Source organism: Hymenobacter lapidiphilus, assembly GCF_003417065.2.
In the GTDB taxonomy this organism is placed as follows: Bacteria; Bacteroidota; Bacteroidia; order Cytophagales; family Hymenobacteraceae; genus Hymenobacter.
Window position 1 is genome coordinate 123,956 of record NZ_QVLT01000007.1, and the last position, 15,967, is coordinate 139,922.

Here is a 15,967-nt window from a genome sequence, read left to right on the forward strand (position 1 = left end):
GCAGCAACAATTACGGCGCTCCATCACTACTCCCACCAAACCGGCGGGCGCACCCCGCGCCCCTACACCGCATGAAAATATCCCGACTCACTCTTCTGGTTCTCGTCTTGTTCGCGCTGGCTGCCGGCCTCACAGTACTGGCCGCCCGCACCCCGCCTCTGCTTGACCCCAGAGTAGCGCTGGCCGCCCGCTGGCTGTTTCTGGTAGCCCTCACCTGGGCCGCCTGGAAACGCCGCTCCCTCACGTTCTGGATCGTCATCAGCATGTTTATCGGCGCTGAGATAGGCAACGACTACCCCGACGTGGCCGTGAACCTGAAGGTGCTAAGCGACATTTTCCTGCGCCTTGTTAAAACTATTATTGCGCCACTGGTTTTTGCCACGCTCGTCGTGGGTATTGCCGGCCACGCCGACCTCAAGCAGGTGGGCCGCATGGGCATCAAGGCGCTGGTGTACTTCGAAGTGGTTACCACTTTCGCTCTCTTCATCGGTCTAGCCGCCATCAACCTGACCAAGGCCGGCGCCGGCATCGACCGCACCGGCATTGCGGCCGACGTGGAGCAGCTGCAAACCGTGGAGCAGAGCACCAGCGACATTATCCTGCACATCTTCCCCGAAAACATTGCCAAATCGGTGGCCAATGGCGAGGTGCTGCAGGTGGTGATATTCGCCCTCATTTTTGCCGTGGGCCTGGCCATGGTGCACCAGCGCCACCGCCAGCCCATGATTACGATTACCGAAAGCCTGTCGGAGGTGATGTTCAAGTTCACCAACATAGTGATGTACTTCGCCCCCATCGGCGTGGGCGGGGCCATTGCTTACACGGTGGGTAAAATGGGCTTTGCGCCGCTGTTTAATGCGTTTCAGCTGCTGCTCACGCTCTATGGGGCGCTCATTGTGTTCGTGCTGGTGGTGCTGCTGCCCGTGGCCCTGATTGCGCGCCTGCCCGTTATGCGCATCGTGAAGGCCATTGCCGAGCCGGTGAGCATTGCGTTTGCCACTACTTCGTCGGAAGCCGCTTTGCCGCGGGCCATGGAAGCTATGGAAAGCGTGGGCGTACCGCGCCGCATTGTAGCCTTTGTGATGCCCACAGGCTACTCGTTCAACCTCGATGGCACTACACTTTACCTCTCGCTGGCAGCCGTGTTCGTGGCCCAGGCGGCGGGCGTCGACCTCACCTGGGGCCAGCAGCTGGTGATGGTGTTCACGCTCATGCTCACCAGCAAAGGCGTGGCCGGGGTGCCCCGTGCATCGCTTGTCATTCTGCTGGCCACGGTGGCTTCGTTCAACCTACCGGCCTGGCCGGTATTCATCATCCTCGGTATCGATGCCCTTATGGACATGGCCCGCACGGCCGTAAACGTAGCCGGTAACTGCCTGGCCTCGGCCGTAGTAGCCCGCTGGGAAGGCGAATTCATCGACAACTACGTAGCCCCCGACCCGGTTGACGACCTGGCCGAAACCGACAGCGCTCTGCTACAGCACGGGCACTAGGTTAGTGGTTAGTGGTTAGTGGTTAGTAGAAGAGCGTCATTCAGAGCATCTGATGCATGACGTTCTGATTTACCCCAAAGTGCCCCGCCGGTTCTATACCGGTGGGGCACTTTTTTGTCCAAAAAGTGGAAGTAGCAGAATTATCCGGAAGCAGTTCCATTTTTTGTTACCCGAGTACTATAAGAGCCTTTTTTTTCCTCCACCGACAGAAATCTTTTCCCTTACTTTCCCCGTATTTTTGTATTTCTATCTGACTGACAGCTTACTGACTGAAATGCGTATGAGGAATCTATATCGTGGAACTGCTTTATTCCTGCTGGCTGCCCTGAGCCTTGGGAGCTGCAAGTCGACCGAAAAGGCCGTGTTTCGGACTGTTCAGAGCAACAACTCGGTGGCTGTAGGTACGCTACCTAAGCTGGAAGCCGTAGTAGATGCCGGACCGCTCACCACCAACTCCGAAGATGGTTTCCCCGAAGATCCGGGCAAAGTGTTCCGGAAGGAACTCTCCTACCACCTGGCCGAATCGGCCGCGACGGGCCTCGATGTAGGCCTCGACAGCGTGCAGTACGGCTACGCCAAGCTGCAGATTACCCAGGCCACGCAGCAGCGCACCGGCCGGGTACTACAGATCTTTCAGATGCTGACGCTGATGACGCCCAGCCTGCTGGGCATTCCGCTGGAGTGGTACCGCACCGACGTCCGGGCCGAAGTACAAATCATCGACGCCCGCGGCGAAACCATTGGCACGTACACCGGCCAGGGCCGTAGCAAAATACGCGTGGCCGTGTACCACGGCTACGGCCAGGGCCACGGCCATGCCTCCCGCCTCGCCGACGTGCAGGGCCTGCGCTTGGCCCTCGACCAGATTCGGCCCCAGCTGGAGCAGGCCGCCGATACGCTGCGCCAGCAGCTGCTCAGCACCGGCCCGATTCAGGAAGTCGTTGGCGTGTCGCTGGAGCAGTAGCAGCCGTTGGGATAAGGGGGTTGCGAGGCGAAGAGGGTAAGCCCCTTAACCTAAAATAACTCCTTTGCAACGGCCGGCGGCCGGAGATAACGGCTAACTTTGTTTCCCGTTATGCCAGACCGAAATTCCACTTCCGCGGCGCCAACGGCCAAGTACATTTTTGTAACGGGCGGCGTTACTTCCTCCCTGGGTAAGGGCATCATCTCGGCCTCGCTGGCCAAGCTGCTGCAGGCCCGGGGCTTCCAGGTCACCATCCAGAAGTTCGACCCCTACATCAACATCGACCCCGGAACGCTCAACCCTTACGAGCACGGCGAGTGTTACGTGACCGACGACGGGGCCGAAACCGACCTCGACCTGGGCCATTACGAGCGGTTCCTGAACGTGCCCACCTCGCAGGCCAACAACGTCACCACCGGCCGCATCTACGACCACGTGATAACCAAGGAGCGCGAGGGCGCCTACCTGGGCAAAACCGTGCAGGTAGTGCCTCACATCACCGACGAAATAAAGCGGCGCATGCTGCTGCTGGGCCAGACCGGGCAGTTCGACGTAGTGATTACCGAAATCGGGGGCTCGATTGGCGACATTGAGAGCCTGCCCTTCGTCGAGTCGGTGCGGCAGCTGCGCTGGGATTTGCCCGAGAACAGCACGCTGGTTATCCACCTCACGCTACTGCCGTATCTGAAGGCTGCGGGGGAGCTCAAAACCAAGCCCACGCAACACTCGGTGCGCGATTTGCGCAGCGCTGGTCTGCAGCCCGATATTCTGGTGTGCCGCTCCGAGTACCCGATTCCGGCCGAGATGCGCCGCAAAATCGCGCTCTTCTGCAACGTCAATATCAACTCGGTTATCGAAAGCCTCGATGCCGACAGCATCTATTCGGTGCCGCTGCTCATGCTCAAAGAACATTTGGATGAGCGCGTTATCAAGAAACTCAACCTGAAAGGCGGCGCGGCCCAACCCGATTTAGAAGCCTGGAAGGACTTTCTGGGCCGCCTCAAGAACCCGACTGAAGAAGTGACGATTGCGTTGGTGGGAAAGTACGTAGAGCTGCCCGACGCTTACAAGTCCATAATCGAGTCGTTCATCCACGCCGGCGCGCAGAACGAGTGCAAGGTGACGGTGCGCAGCATCCAGAGCGACAACCTGACGGCCGACAACGTGGCCCAGCAGCTAGCCGGCGTGCATGGCGTGCTGGTGGCGCCCGGTTTCGGCGAGCGGGGTTTCGAGGGCAAGATTGCCGCCGTGCAGTACGTGCGCGAAAACGGCATTCCCTTCTTTGGTATTTGCCTGGGCATGCAGGTGGCGATGGTGGAGTTTGCGCGCAACGTGCTGGGCCTGAAGCATGCGTCTTCCACCGAGATGGATGCGCAAACGCCTGAGCCCGTTATTGCCATGATGGAGGAGCAGAAAAGCATCACTAAAAAAGGCGGTACCATGCGCCTGGGGGCCTACGACTGCGAATTGCGCCGGGGCTCGAAGGCGGCCAAAGCTTACGGCCGCAACCAAATCAGCGAGCGACACCGCCACCGTTACGAGTTCAACAACGAGTATCTGGAGCGCTTCGAGGCGGCCGGGATGCTGGCCAGTGGCCGCAACCCCGAAACCGGCCTGGTAGAAGTGGTAGAGCTGGCCGACCATCCCTGGTTCGTGGCCGGTCAGTTCCATCCCGAGCTGAAAAGCACCGTGCAGAACCCCCATCCGCTGTTTGTGCGCTTCGTGAAAGCGGCCATTCAGTACCGGAAGGGGCTGTAGTGGGAGTGATGCGCGAGTTAGATTTAGGCTAATAAAAGCCGCGTCATGCTGAGCTTGCCGGAGCATCTCTACTGCAATAGTGATTCAATGACAGGGTTACCATTGAAGTAGAGATGCTTCGACTTCAGCTCTGCCTACGCTCAGCATGACGTTCTTTTTGCATCAATCCAAGCCCCCGGATTTCCGGTTCCCGAACCCAAAATTTCCTCGCCGAAAAATATTCGGCGCGTAAGTCCGACCTTTGCGGCCGGGTGGCGGACTTCGGCCGGCGCCCGGCTCTTTATTTTCCGTTGGAAGCGCCCCGGCGTAGCTCCGCACACTTTTCAGTAAATGGACAGAAATTCAGCAATCGGCCTGTTTCTATTGGCGGCCTTGCTTCTGATTTATCTTCAGTTCGCGCCCAAACCCGAGCCCGCCGCCGTCGAGCTGGCCAAAACCACTAAGTCGGCCACTGCTGGCGGCGACTCGGCCCGTACTACCGCCGCGCCCGTCGCGCCCGACTCGGCGCAGCTGGTGAAGCAGCTCGGCTCGTTTGCCGCCGCCGCCCAAGGCACGGCTCAGACGACGGAGCTAAGCAACAAGCTGCTGACGGTAACCTTCTCCTCGAAGGGCGGCCAGCCCCAGTCTGCACGCCTGCACAAGTATAAAACGTTCGGTGGCCAGCCACTCGATGTTTTCGATGCGAAGAGCGCCCAGATGGACCTGCGCTTCCGCACCATCGGCGGCCAGCAGATAAAACTGTCGGACCTCTATTTCCGGGCCGAGCCCCAGGATAGTAATGCGGTGCGCTTCGTAGCCGACGTGGCTGGCGGACAGATTGAGCAGACCTACACGCTGGCCCCCGAATCGTACGAGGTGAGCTACAAGCTGCGTTTCAATGGCTTGAGCCAGACGCTGGCCCAGGAGCCGCTTACGTTCACGTTCGTGGACAATGTGCGCCAGACCGAGCAGGACCGTACTCAGAACCGCAACCACACCACCATCAACCGCTACCTCGTGTCGGGCGACCATACGGCATTGGCCGAGGGCAGCGAGACACCGGAAGAAATTAAGGTGGAGGAACCCATAAAGTGGGCGGCGCACAAGCACGATTTCTTCATTGCCGGCATTATTGCCGACAACGAGTTTACGTCGGGCCAGCTGAACTCGACGGTTGACCTGAATGACTCAACGTACGTGAAAACGCTGAGTAGCACGCTCAAGATTCCGGTGGCGGACGTGCAGCAGGGTAAGGCCAACTTCCGGTTCTTCTTCGGGCCTAACTCCTACGATCTGCTCAAAACCGTTGCGCCCGATTTCGACCGCAACGTGTTCCTGGGCTGGGGCCTGTTCCGCTGGGTAAACCAGTTTGTGATACTGCCCGTGTTCCACTTTCTGCAGCAGTACATCGCCTCCTACGGTCTGATTATTGTGCTGCTGGTAATTCTCATAAAGCTGGTTACCTGGCCCTTAACGTATAAAACGTACGAAAGCCAGGCCAAGATGAAGGTGCTCAAGCCGGAAATCGACGCCATCAAGGAGAAGTACCCGGATGACCAGATGAAGCAGCAGCAGGAGACGATGAAGCTCAACCAGAGCATGGGCGTCAATCCGCTGAGTGGCTGCGTACCGACGCTGCTGACGCTGCCGATTCTGTTCGCCATGTTCCAGTTCTTCCCCAACGCCATTGAGCTGCGGCAGGAGGCTTTCTTGTGGGCGAAGGATTTAAGCACCTACGACAGCCCGATTATTCTGCCCTTCGCCCTGCCGTTCATGGGCAGCCACATCAGCCTGTTCACGGTACTGATGACGATTTCGACGCTGGGCATGACTTACCAGACCAACCAGCTGAACCCTTCGGCCATGCAGGGCCCGATGAAGTTCTATAGCTACCTGATGCCGCTGATTTTCTTCTTCGTGCTCAATAGCTTCGCCGCCGGCCTGACCTGGTACTACTTGGTTTCCAACCTTGTAACGATGGGCCAGATGGCACTTACGCGCAGCTTCATCGACGACGACAAGGTGCGTGCCAAGCTTGAAGCCAACAAAGTGAAGAACAAGGACAAGAAGCCCAGCGGCTTCTCAGCCCGCCTGGCCGATGCCATGAAGGCTGCCCAGGAGCGCGACGCCCAGGCCAAGCCCGCCGGCGGCAAGAAGCTGGCCGCCAACAACGACGCGGCCGATGAGGCCGAACCCGCACCGGTGCCGACGACGTAACCAACCCGAAGAAGCCGCGCAAAACCCGCCGCTCGTAAGCTTCCGAAATAGTCGCATTTACCGCAAAGCCCCGTGCCCTTTATGGCTGCGGGGCTTTTTGGTGGCTTCTGGCCCGAACTTTGGCATTGGCGAATTACTATATTGAGTCGCTTTTATTCCCTGCCTCCCCCCTGTCCCATGCGTACTCCCCTGCTCCTTCCATTGCTTATGCTGATGCTCGGCGTGCCCGCGCTGCCTGCCTGCAAAAACAGCCGCCCGGCTGCTGCCGGCACCGTGGCCTCTACCACTGCCACGCAGCCTCAGCAGCAGGAAGCCGTGCTCGTATTCGGCCGCACGGCCTGCTTCGGCACCTGCCCCGACTATACGGCCCGGTTTTTTGCCGACGGCCGCCTGGAGTACGAAGGCCGCGAACACGCCCCCGTAGTGGGCAACCGCACGGTAAAACTGGCGCCAGCCGTAGTACAGCAGCTGTTGCGCGAAGCCGACCAGCTTGGCTTCGCGCAGCTGCGCGACGTGTACTCCAAAGGGGCCCTCGACTTACCTTCCACCACGCTCACCATCACGACGGGCAAAGGCACCAAAAGTGTGCGCGTAGATGAAGGCGGCCCCGAGAGCCTGCAAAAACTCTTTACGCAGCTCGATTACGAGGTGCAGAAGGCGTTGGGCGTGGTGGCCGAAAAGTAGAAGCTGCCTTACATCAATACGACTTACGCAAAAGAGGCCGTAGGCATGGCGCGAAGCTCCAGCTTAGGTGTGTAAGTCTTGATTTCAATATGAAGAGAAGAAGGCTGGGCCGCTGAACGAACCTGATGGTAGCGTACAGCGGCCCAGCCTTTTTCTCTTCGGCTTTTAGCCTACTCAGCCTTTTTTGGCGGCGTCGTAGAGGCGGCCGGCTTCGGGCCAGTTGATAACGTTCCAGAAATTTTTGATGTAGTCGGGGCGCTTGTTCTGGTGCTTGAGGTAGTAGGCGTGCTCCCAAACATCGAGGCCGATTATGGGCAAACCGCGCTGGTTGCCGGGCAGGTCCATGAGCGGGTTGTCCTGGTTGGGGGTCGAGGTGACGGCCAGCTTGCCGGTTTTCTTGTCCACTATCAGCCAGGCCCAGCCCGAGCCGAAGCGTGAGCTGGCCGCCTTGGTGAATTCCTCGCTAAACTTGTCGAAGGAGCCGAAGTCTTTGTCGATGGCTGTTTTGAGGGTGCCGGTAGGTTGCCCGCCACCTTTGGGGGTCATAGTCAGCCAGAAGAACGAGTGGTTCCAGTGGCCGCCGGCGTTGTTGCGCACGGCTTCGCTCTGCTTACTCATGGAAGCCAGCAAGTCAGCCATGCTCAGTTTTTCGGCCGGCGTGCCCATTACGGCCGCGTTCAGCTTGCTCACATACCCTTTGTGGTGGGCGTCGTGGTGGATTTCCATCGTGCGGGCGTCGATGTGGGGCTCCAGGGCATTGAAAGCGTAGGGCAGCGCGGGCAACGTAAATGGCCCGTCGGCAATGGGCGTGGCGCGGGCTTCGCGCAGCAGCTTCTCGTCGTGGGCGGCGGCCAGCAGGGCGGGGCTTACCAGGGCCCCGAGGGCGGTGAGCAGGCCGGTTTTGAGGAAATCACGCTTAATCATAGGAAGGAGGCTTTCGTTTTTCAGTAAACAGTTATTCGTTTTCCGGGGCCGATTGGTTCGTTTCCGAGGCAAAACTCTTCGCCCAATACGCTGGAAAAGTCCTCCCCAAAAAAAAGAGTAAACAGCAGCGGATATTGTCCCAATATACCAATGCTTACCTGCAACTACCGGTTCAGGTTCGGTTTTGGCCGTACTTTTACGCGCTCGGGCACGGTTTTGGGGGCATCCCGCGTTACCTCTTTTCTGGCCGCCGCTCTGCGGCTTCTCCCCCTTTATTGCATATGCCAACTTTCCGTTTTTCGCCGCCTGCCGTTCGTTTTGTAACTCTTCTGCTGGTTTTACTGGGCCTCGCCCACCTCAGCCAGGCCCAGGTGCAGCTGCGGGGTGTAGTGCGCGACCGGGAAACCCAGGAAGTGCTGCCCTTTGCCAGCATTGCCGTGCTGGGCACCACCAACGGTACCACCACCAACCTGGAGGGCGAGTTCACGCTCGTTGTAAAGGAGCTACCGGCCCAGCTGTTGGTGTCGGAGCTGAGTCACGTCCGCGACACGGTGCGCGTAACCTCAGGCGCCGCGCCGCTAAGCATTACGCTGGCCCCGGCCTCCGTGGTACTTCCCGAAGTGAAGGTGGCCAGCTATCCTTTTCAACTCGTAGACAGGGCCTTCCGCAACCTGGCGCGCAACTACCGCCGCAGCTACTACGGCCGCGCTTTCTACCGCCAGATCACGCGGATCGACAATGAGCCGACTGAGCTACAGGAGGTAGTCTGGAACGTAAAATCTAACCCGGCCCGCATTGAGGGTACCACGCTGGCTCAGGGCCGCTACGCCGGCGTGCAGGCCCCCATCAGCCTGAACAACTTCTCGGTGTATACCCGCCGCTACGGCCTGTTCGACGTCCGGCAGGATAGTACCACGTCCCTGGCCCTGTTCAGCCCCAACGTGGAGAAAAATTACCTGCTGGAACTTAAAGGCATTGTGGGCGAAGACTCGACCGGTGGGGTTGCCGAAATCGGCTTCGAAACCCGGCCCGAGCTGGCCTACCAGGCCCAGGGCACCGTCTGGATCGACCTGGAAACCAACCAGGTAGTGCGCTACCGGGTGGTGCAGCCCAGCTTTACAGGCAGCACCAGCAACCCGCGCCAGAAGTTCACCAACGCCAAACTGACCATCGAAATGACCTTTAAGCCCGGCGGCGCGGCCGGCATTGCCCCGCTGGAGCTGATGAAAATGGACCTGACCACCGACCTGACTGAGCCGGGCAAGGAGCCGCTGGCCATTAAGGTGTCGTCGTTCACCTATTTCTACGACCAAAGCACGACGAACCCGCGCCTGCCCTACGCCCAGGCCAGCCTTACCGACCGTGACCTGGACGCCATCCGGGCCAAGCCCTACGACCCCGAGTTCTGGGCCAACAACCCAATAGTGAAGCGCACCCCAGCCGAGGACGAAGTAGTAGCCGCCTTCGAGAAGAAAGGCGCTTTCGGCTCGATGGTAAAAGGCCAGACCCGCAAGCCCGCCCGGCGGTAGGGTTTAGGGTTTAGGGTTTAGGGTTTAGGGTTTAGGGTTTAGGGTTTAGGGAAAGGAACGTCATTCAGAGCGAAGCGAAGAATCTCGCGTGCTGACGTTGAGTTACCATCACAACATCAGCACGCGAGATTCTTCGCTTCGCTCTGAATGCCGTTCTTTTCAGTTCTGCACACTCGTTTACAGGCTGAAGTACAACACCAGCCCCATTAGCACCAGCCCGGTCAGGAAGGCACAGCCCAGGCCGATGCCGATGAATTTGAACAGGCGGATGTCGCTACGGGAATGGTAGGCGCGGCGGGGTTCGGGATTTTCAGGCATGAGGAAGTAACCGGTCAGCGCGCTAAAAGTAACTGGCAGCGCAGCTTTCGGCCCCAAGAGGCATCTTTAGGCCATGAAATTGCCTTTACCCCACCTGCTACTGCTGGGCCTGCTGGCCGCCTGCTCGCCCCGCACCCCGCTGGCTACCACGCCCGCCGCCCCCGTAACTACCGCTGCTGCCCCGCGCCCCGCGGCCAACGAGTTGCGGGTGGCGTTCGGCTCCTGCAGCCGCCAAAACCTGCCTCAGCCGCTGTGGGACGACATTACCCGCGACCAGCCCGACGTCTGGATCTGGCTGGGCGACAACATCTACGGCGACTCGGACGACCCCGCCGTGCTGCAGGCGAAGTACACGCTGCAGTTCAACCAGCCCGGCTACCGGCAGCTGCGCGAGCAGGGCACGCGCATCATCGGCACCTGGGACGACCACGACTACGGCCGCAACGACGGCGACAAAACCTACCCCTTCAAGGCCCAGAACCAACAGCTGGCCCTCGATTTTCTGGAGGAGCCCGCCGACAGCCCGCGCCGCCGCCAGGAGGGCATTTACGCCGCCTACGAGTACCGGGTGGCCGATAAGAAGGTAAAAGTGCTACTACTCGACGACCGGTATTTCCAGGACCCGCTGTACCGCGACGCCCAGAAGGTGTACCAGCCCAACCCCACCGGCGACATGCTGGGTGAGGCGCAATGGGCCTGGCTGCGCGAGCAGCTGGCCGGCTCCGACGCCGACGCCCATATCATCGGCTCGGGTATTCAGTTTCTGCCCACCCAGCATCCCTACGAGAAGTGGGCTAACTTCCCGGCCGCCCGCCAGCGCCTGTTCGACCTGCTGACCGAGACCCGCCCCAAGGGCCTGCTGCTCGTCAGCGGCGACCGGCACATCGGCGAGGTGTCGGAGCTGGCGGTGCCGGGGCTAGCCCGACCGGTGCTGGAGGTGACGTCGAGCGGCCTGACGCACCCGGCCACCCAGAATACCGGCGAGCCGAACGCGCTGCGGGTGGGGCCGCTGGTCAACCATAAGCACTACGCGTTGTTCCGTTTCCGGGCCCCGGAAGGCCGGCTGCTGCTGGATATGTCGTTGCGCGGCGAGGCCGGCCACATCTTTTACGAGCAGGTAATCCGCCTGGAATAAGCGCTGGTCCGCCGCGCCTTCGCGCCGCATGCCGTACATTGAGTCCGCCCCTTCATCCTTCACTCCTGCCCCTCTTGGTTTACCTCCGCCGGTTCACTCTCCTGCTTGCGCTGCTGGCCACCGCCACCACGGCTCCAGCCCAGCGCCGCCCTGCTACTAGTTCAGCCAAAGCGCCAATAGCTACCAAACCAACCCCGCCGCGCAACCAGCCCGTGCCGTTTGCCGGGCAGCTGGCCGGCTCGCGCTGGGTCGATTCGGTGATGAGCACGCTCACGCCCGACCAGCGGGTGGCCCAGCTGTTCATGGTAGCCGCCTACTCCAACCGCACCCGCGCCGATGAGGATTCGGTTTCGGCCCTGATTCAGCGCTACGGCATCGGAGGCCTGATTTTCTTCCAGGGGGGGCCGGTGCGCCAGAGCCGGTTGCTAAACCGTTACCAGAGCCAGGCCCGCGTGCCGCTACTGGTGGCCATGGACGCCGAATGGGGCGTGGGCATGCGCCTCGACAGCGTAGTGCGCTTCCCTTACCAGATGAGTTTGGGCGGCCTGAAGGACAACGCGCCCATCTACCAGATGGGCCGGCAGGTGGCCGCCCAGTTCAAGCGCCTGGGCATGCACGTCAATTTCGCGCCCGTCGTCGACATCAACAACAACGCCCAAAATCCAGTCATCGGCTTCCGGAGTTGGGGCGAAAACCGCGAAAACGTTACCGAAAAGAGCCTGCAGTACATGCAGGGCATGCAGGACGCGGGCGTGCTGGCGGTGGCCAAGCACTTCCCCGGCCACGGCGACACCGACGTGGATTCGCACCTCGCCCTGCCCCTGCTGCGGGTGGATCGGCAACGGCTCGATACGCTGGAGCTCTACCCCTTTCGGCAGCTGATGGCGAAAGGCCTGGGCGGCATGATGGTGGCCCACCTCAACATTCCGGCCCTCGATACCACGGGCGTGCCCTCTACCCTTTCCAAGCCGATTATTGAAGGCTTGCTGCGCCAGAGAATGGGGTTCGAAGGCATCATCTTCACGGATGCCATGAACATGAAGGGCGTGACGAGCATGTATCCCGCCGGCGAGGCCGATGTACTGGCCCTGCTGGCTGGCAACGACATTCTGGAGTTCAGCGAGAATATTCCGCTGGCGTTGCGCATGGTGCGCGAGGCTATTGATAAGGGTCAGATTTCGCAGGTTGAAATTGACCGCCGATGCCGCAAGGTGCTGGCCCTGAAACAGTGGGCGGGCCTGGACCGCTACCGCCCCATCGAGCTGCAGAACATCGTGGCCGACCTGAACACGCCCCATGACCAGTACCTGAGCCGGCAGCTTTCGGAGCTGAGCGTAACGGTGCTGCGCAACCAGCAAAGCCTGCTGCCACTGCAGCGCCTCGACACGCTGCGGCTGGCCACGCTCACGCTCGGCACCACCGACACCACCGCGTTCCAGCGCCGGGTGGCCGATTACGCACCGGTGCGCCACTTCTGGCTGTCCGCCACGGCCTCGCTCGACGAGTTGACGAAGATGCGCGAAACCCTGAAGGACTACAACACGGTACTGGTGGGCGTGAACAACCTGGGCCGCCAGCCGGCCACCGGCTTCGGCGTAACGCCCGAAATGAACGTGCTGCTGCGTGAGCTGGGCGGCAAAGGCCAGCAGCTGGTGGTGAGTGTGTTTGGCACGGCCTACGCCGTGGACCGCCTGCGTGACCTGAGTCGGGCCGGAGCCGTGGTGCTGGCCTACCAGGAAAGCCAGAACGCCCAGGAAGTGGCCGCCGAGGCTATTTTTGGGGGCATTTCGGCCAGCGGCAAGCTGCCGGTTACCGTGTCGCGCACCTATGGCTACGGGGCCGGGCTGGCTACGGCCGGCAGCACGCGGCTGCGCTATAGCTTCCCCGAGGCCGTGGGCATGAGCAACGACTTGGAAAGCCGGGTTGACTCGGTGATGAACGGGGCACTGGCCGCCGGGGCTTTCCCGGGTGGCGAGGTGCTGATTGCCCGCCGCGGTACGGTGGTGCTGCGCAAAAGCTACGGCACCCAGACCTACGGCCCACAGGCCCGCCCGGTACGCAACGACGACCTCTACGACTTGGCCTCGCTCACGAAAGTAAGCGCCGCGCTACCCGCCCTGATGAAGCTGCAGGATGAAGGCAAATTCTCGCCCGACATGACGCTGGGCCAGCTGTTCCCGGAGTTCAAAGGCACCAACAAGCAGGACCTGAAGCTACGTGATGTGCTCACCCACCAAGCCCGCCTTAAGTCCTGGATTCCGTTCTGGAAAGACTACACCAAACCCCACGGCCTGTTCAATGCCCTGTTCGGCAAGAGCCCGGCTGCCGGCACGGTTTCGCTCACGCAGCCCACCGAGATGAACCGCCGCTACTTCCGGCCCGATTCGTCGGCCCGGTTCCCGCTGCCGGCCGGCCCGAGCCTGTGGGCCCGCCAGGATTTTCCGGAGCTGATTACGAATGCTATTGCCGAGTCGCCGCTCAACGAGAAGCCCGGCTACGTGTACTCCGACCTATCGTTCATCATGTACCCGCGCTTCGTGAAAGCCGCCTCGGGCAAGCCGCTCGACCAGTTTGTGCGCGATGAGCTGTACCGGCCGCTGGGCGCCACCACGCTGGGCTTCAACCCCACCCACCGCTTCCCGCTCAGCCGCATCGCGCCCACCGAGTACGACTCGCTGTTCCGCCACGGCCAGCTGCACGGCACGGTCCACGACGAGGGTGCGGCCCTGCTCGGGGGCGTCTCGGGTCACGCGGGCCTGTTTGGTTCAGCTAACGATTTGGCCAAGCTCGTGCAGCTTTACGCCTGGAACGGGCGCTACGGCGGGCAGCAGCTCATCAAGTCCGAAACCCTGGCCGAGTACACGCGCTGCCAGTTCTGCCCCGACAACCGCCGCGCTTTGGGCTTCGACCGACCCGCCACCAACCCCGGCCTGAACTCGGCTAAAAGCGCCTCGACGGCCAGCTACGGGCACACCGGTTTCACCGGCACGCTGTTCTGGATTGACCCTAAGGAGGAGTTGATTTGCATCGTGCTCACCAACCGCCTGAATCCGACCCGCCGCAACAATAAGATTTCCAGCCTCAACGTGCGCACCAACGTGCTGCAGGTGGCGCTGGAGAGCATCCGGCAGAAGCCGGCAGTGGAAACGACGGTGGAGGAGTAGACTGTTTTTCACGCACAAGAGCGCCGGGGCATGCGTAGAGGTTAAAAGGAGGATCATCCTTTTCCTCTGCGCATGCCGCTGCGCTCTTCTGCGTGAAAACTAAAATCCACCGGAAAACCTCTAGCTTGAAGGCCTATACCTAAACCAGCCCGAAACGAATGCTAGGACTCATGATGCACCAGCCCCTGCGCATTGCCGGGCTGCTCGAACACGCCGAAAAGTGGCACGCCGACACCGAAATCGTGAGCCGGCTGGCCGAGGGCGGTTTCCACCGCTACACCTACGCCGGGCTGGGCCGCCGGAGCCGGCAGCTGGCCAATGTGCTGGCGCGCCTGGGTATAAAACCCGACGACCGCGTGGGCACGCTGGCCTGGAACAACCACCGCCACCTGGAGCTGTACTACGCCGTGTCGGGCATGGGGGCCGTGTGCCACACCATCAACCCGCGCCTGTTTGGCGGGCAGCTCACCTACATCATCGACCACGCCCAGGACCAGGCCATTTTCTTCGACCTCACCTTTCTGCCGCTGGCCGAAAAGCTGGCCCCCGCTTGCCCCAACGTGCGGAACTGGGTGCTGATGAGCGACCGGGCCCACATGCCCGAAAGCACCACGCTGCCCGATCTGCGCTGCTACGAAGACCTGCTCGCGGCCGAGCCGGCCGAGTTCGAGTGGCCGGTATTCGATGAAAATACGGCCTCCTCACTCTGCTACACCTCGGGCACTACCGCCGAGCCTAAAGGCGTGCTCTACTCGCACCGCTCCACGCTGCTGCACACCTTCGCGGCCGGCCTGCCCGACTGCTTCAACTGCTCGGCCCAGGACGTGATTCTGCCCGTTGTGCCCATGTTCCACGTCAATGCCTGGGGCATTCCGTACCTGGCGCCCATGCTGGGCTGCAAGCTGGTACTGCCCGGTCCGGGCCTCGATGCGGCCAGCCTTTATGAGATGTTCGAGCAGGAAGGCGTGACGTTTTCGGCCGGCGTGCCCACCATCTGGCTGGGACTGTTAGCCTTCATGCGCGAAAAAGAGCTGCATTTCAGCACCCTGCGCAAGATGATTGTGGGCGGCGCGGCCTGCCCGCCGGCGCTGCTCAAGGCCTTTGGGGATGAGCTGAACGTAGAAATTCGCCACGCCTGGGGCATGACCGAAACCTCGCCCCTGGGCACTGTCAGTACCCTCAAGCCCCAGCAGACTGACCTGCCGCCCAACGAGCAGTTTGACCTGCTGGCCAAGCAGGGCCGGGTGATTTATGGGGTGGATATGAAGATTGTGGACGACGCCGGCCAGGCGCTGCCCCACGACGGCGTAGCCTTCGGCGACCTGCTGGTACGCGGCGCATGGGTGGTGGCCGACTACTTCGGCACCGACGCGCCCAACCAGCTTACGCCCGACGGCTGGTTCAGCACCGGCGACGTGGCCACCATCGATGCGGCCGGCTTCATGCAGATAACTGACCGGAGCAAAGACGTCATCAAGTCGGGTGGCGAGTGGATTTCGAGCATTGCGCTGGAGAACCTGGCCGTGGGCCACCCCGCCGTGGCCGAAGCCGCCGTAATTGGCCGACCTCACCCCAAATGGAGCGAGCGGCCGCTGCTGGTGGTGGTGCGCCGGCCGGGCATGGATGTTTCGGTGGAAGAGCTGCTGGCGTTCTACGAAGGCAAAGTGGCCCGCTGGTGGATGCCCGAAGCCGTGGAGTTCGTGGACGAGCTGCCGCATACAGCCACCGGCAAAGTCCGCAAAACCCAGCTGCGGGAGGATTTCGGGAGCTACACGTTCGAGTAGCGTTTTCACGCAGCGGAG

At 61.3% G+C, this 15,967-nt stretch carries 11 protein-coding genes; 9 read left to right on the forward strand and 2 right to left on the reverse strand.

The window, feature by feature from the left end; all coding sequences use genetic code 11:
• Window positions 1–71: 71 nt before the first annotated feature.
• The 5 genes from D0N36_RS06195 to D0N36_RS06215 all read left to right on the forward strand — a co-directional run bounded on the left by D0N36_RS06195 (window position 72) and on the right by D0N36_RS06215 (window position 7,095).
• Window positions 72–1,493, forward strand: a complete 1,422-nt coding sequence (locus D0N36_RS06195; protein WP_116940540.1) for a dicarboxylate/amino acid:cation symporter — start codon at window positions 72–74, stop codon at window positions 1,491–1,493.
• Window positions 1,494–1,773: 280 nt separating this feature from the next.
• Window positions 1,774–2,457 carry a hypothetical protein gene (locus D0N36_RS06200; RefSeq protein WP_116940541.1) on the forward strand — a complete coding sequence of 228 codons (684 nt, stop codon included), beginning with the start codon at window positions 1,774–1,776 and terminating at the stop codon, window positions 2,455–2,457.
• A gap of 111 nt (window positions 2,458–2,568) precedes the next feature.
• Window positions 2,569–4,215 (forward strand): CTP synthase, encoded by a 1,647-nt coding sequence (locus tag D0N36_RS06205; protein ID WP_116940542.1) that lies wholly within the window; start codon window positions 2,569–2,571, stop codon window positions 4,213–4,215.
• A gap of 330 nt (window positions 4,216–4,545) precedes the next feature.
• Entirely contained in the window at window positions 4,546–6,411 is a 1,866-nt protein-coding gene (gene yidC / locus D0N36_RS06210) for a membrane protein insertase YidC (RefSeq protein WP_116940543.1), read from the forward strand.
• Window positions 6,412–6,588: 177 nt separating this feature from the next.
• Window positions 6,589–7,095, forward strand: coding sequence for a DUF6438 domain-containing protein (locus D0N36_RS06215; RefSeq protein WP_147320768.1), 507 nt, complete (start codon window positions 6,589–6,591; stop codon window positions 7,093–7,095).
• A 174-nt stretch (window positions 7,096–7,269) separates the two neighbouring features.
• Here D0N36_RS06215 and D0N36_RS06220 read toward each other — a convergent pair whose 3' ends face one another.
• The gene (locus D0N36_RS06220) at window positions 7,270–8,019 is read right to left on the reverse strand and encodes a superoxide dismutase (protein WP_116940545.1); all 750 of its coding nucleotides are present in this window, start codon (window positions 8,017–8,019) and stop codon (window positions 7,270–7,272) included.
• A gap of 281 nt (window positions 8,020–8,300) precedes the next feature.
• On the opposite strand from D0N36_RS06220, the gene D0N36_RS06225 reads away from it, so the two are divergent.
• Window positions 8,301–9,548, forward strand: a complete 1,248-nt coding sequence (locus D0N36_RS06225) for a carboxypeptidase-like regulatory domain-containing protein (RefSeq protein WP_116940546.1) — start codon at window positions 8,301–8,303, stop codon at window positions 9,546–9,548.
• Between the two features lie 177 nt (window positions 9,549–9,725).
• Here D0N36_RS06225 and D0N36_RS06230 read toward each other — a convergent pair whose 3' ends face one another.
• Window positions 9,726–9,866, reverse strand: a complete 141-nt coding sequence (locus tag D0N36_RS06230) for a hypothetical protein (RefSeq protein ID WP_190242545.1) — start codon at window positions 9,864–9,866, stop codon at window positions 9,726–9,728.
• Window positions 9,867–9,939: 73 nt separating this feature from the next.
• On the opposite strand from D0N36_RS06230, the gene D0N36_RS06235 reads away from it, so the two are divergent.
• From D0N36_RS06235 to D0N36_RS06245, 3 genes are all read left to right on the forward strand, one after another.
• Entirely contained in the window at window positions 9,940–11,001 is a 1,062-nt protein-coding gene (locus tag D0N36_RS06235) for an alkaline phosphatase D family protein (RefSeq protein WP_116940547.1), read from the forward strand.
• 74 nt (window positions 11,002–11,075) lie between these two features.
• The gene (locus tag D0N36_RS06240) at window positions 11,076–14,165 is read left to right on the forward strand and encodes a glycoside hydrolase family 3 N-terminal domain-containing protein (RefSeq protein ID WP_242478821.1); all 3,090 of its coding nucleotides are present in this window, start codon (window positions 11,076–11,078) and stop codon (window positions 14,163–14,165) included.
• A gap of 158 nt (window positions 14,166–14,323) precedes the next feature.
• Window positions 14,324–15,949, forward strand: coding sequence for a 3-(methylthio)propionyl-CoA ligase (locus D0N36_RS06245; RefSeq protein WP_116940548.1), 1,626 nt, complete (start codon window positions 14,324–14,326; stop codon window positions 15,947–15,949).
• The last annotated feature ends 18 nt before the right edge of the window (window positions 15,950–15,967 follow it).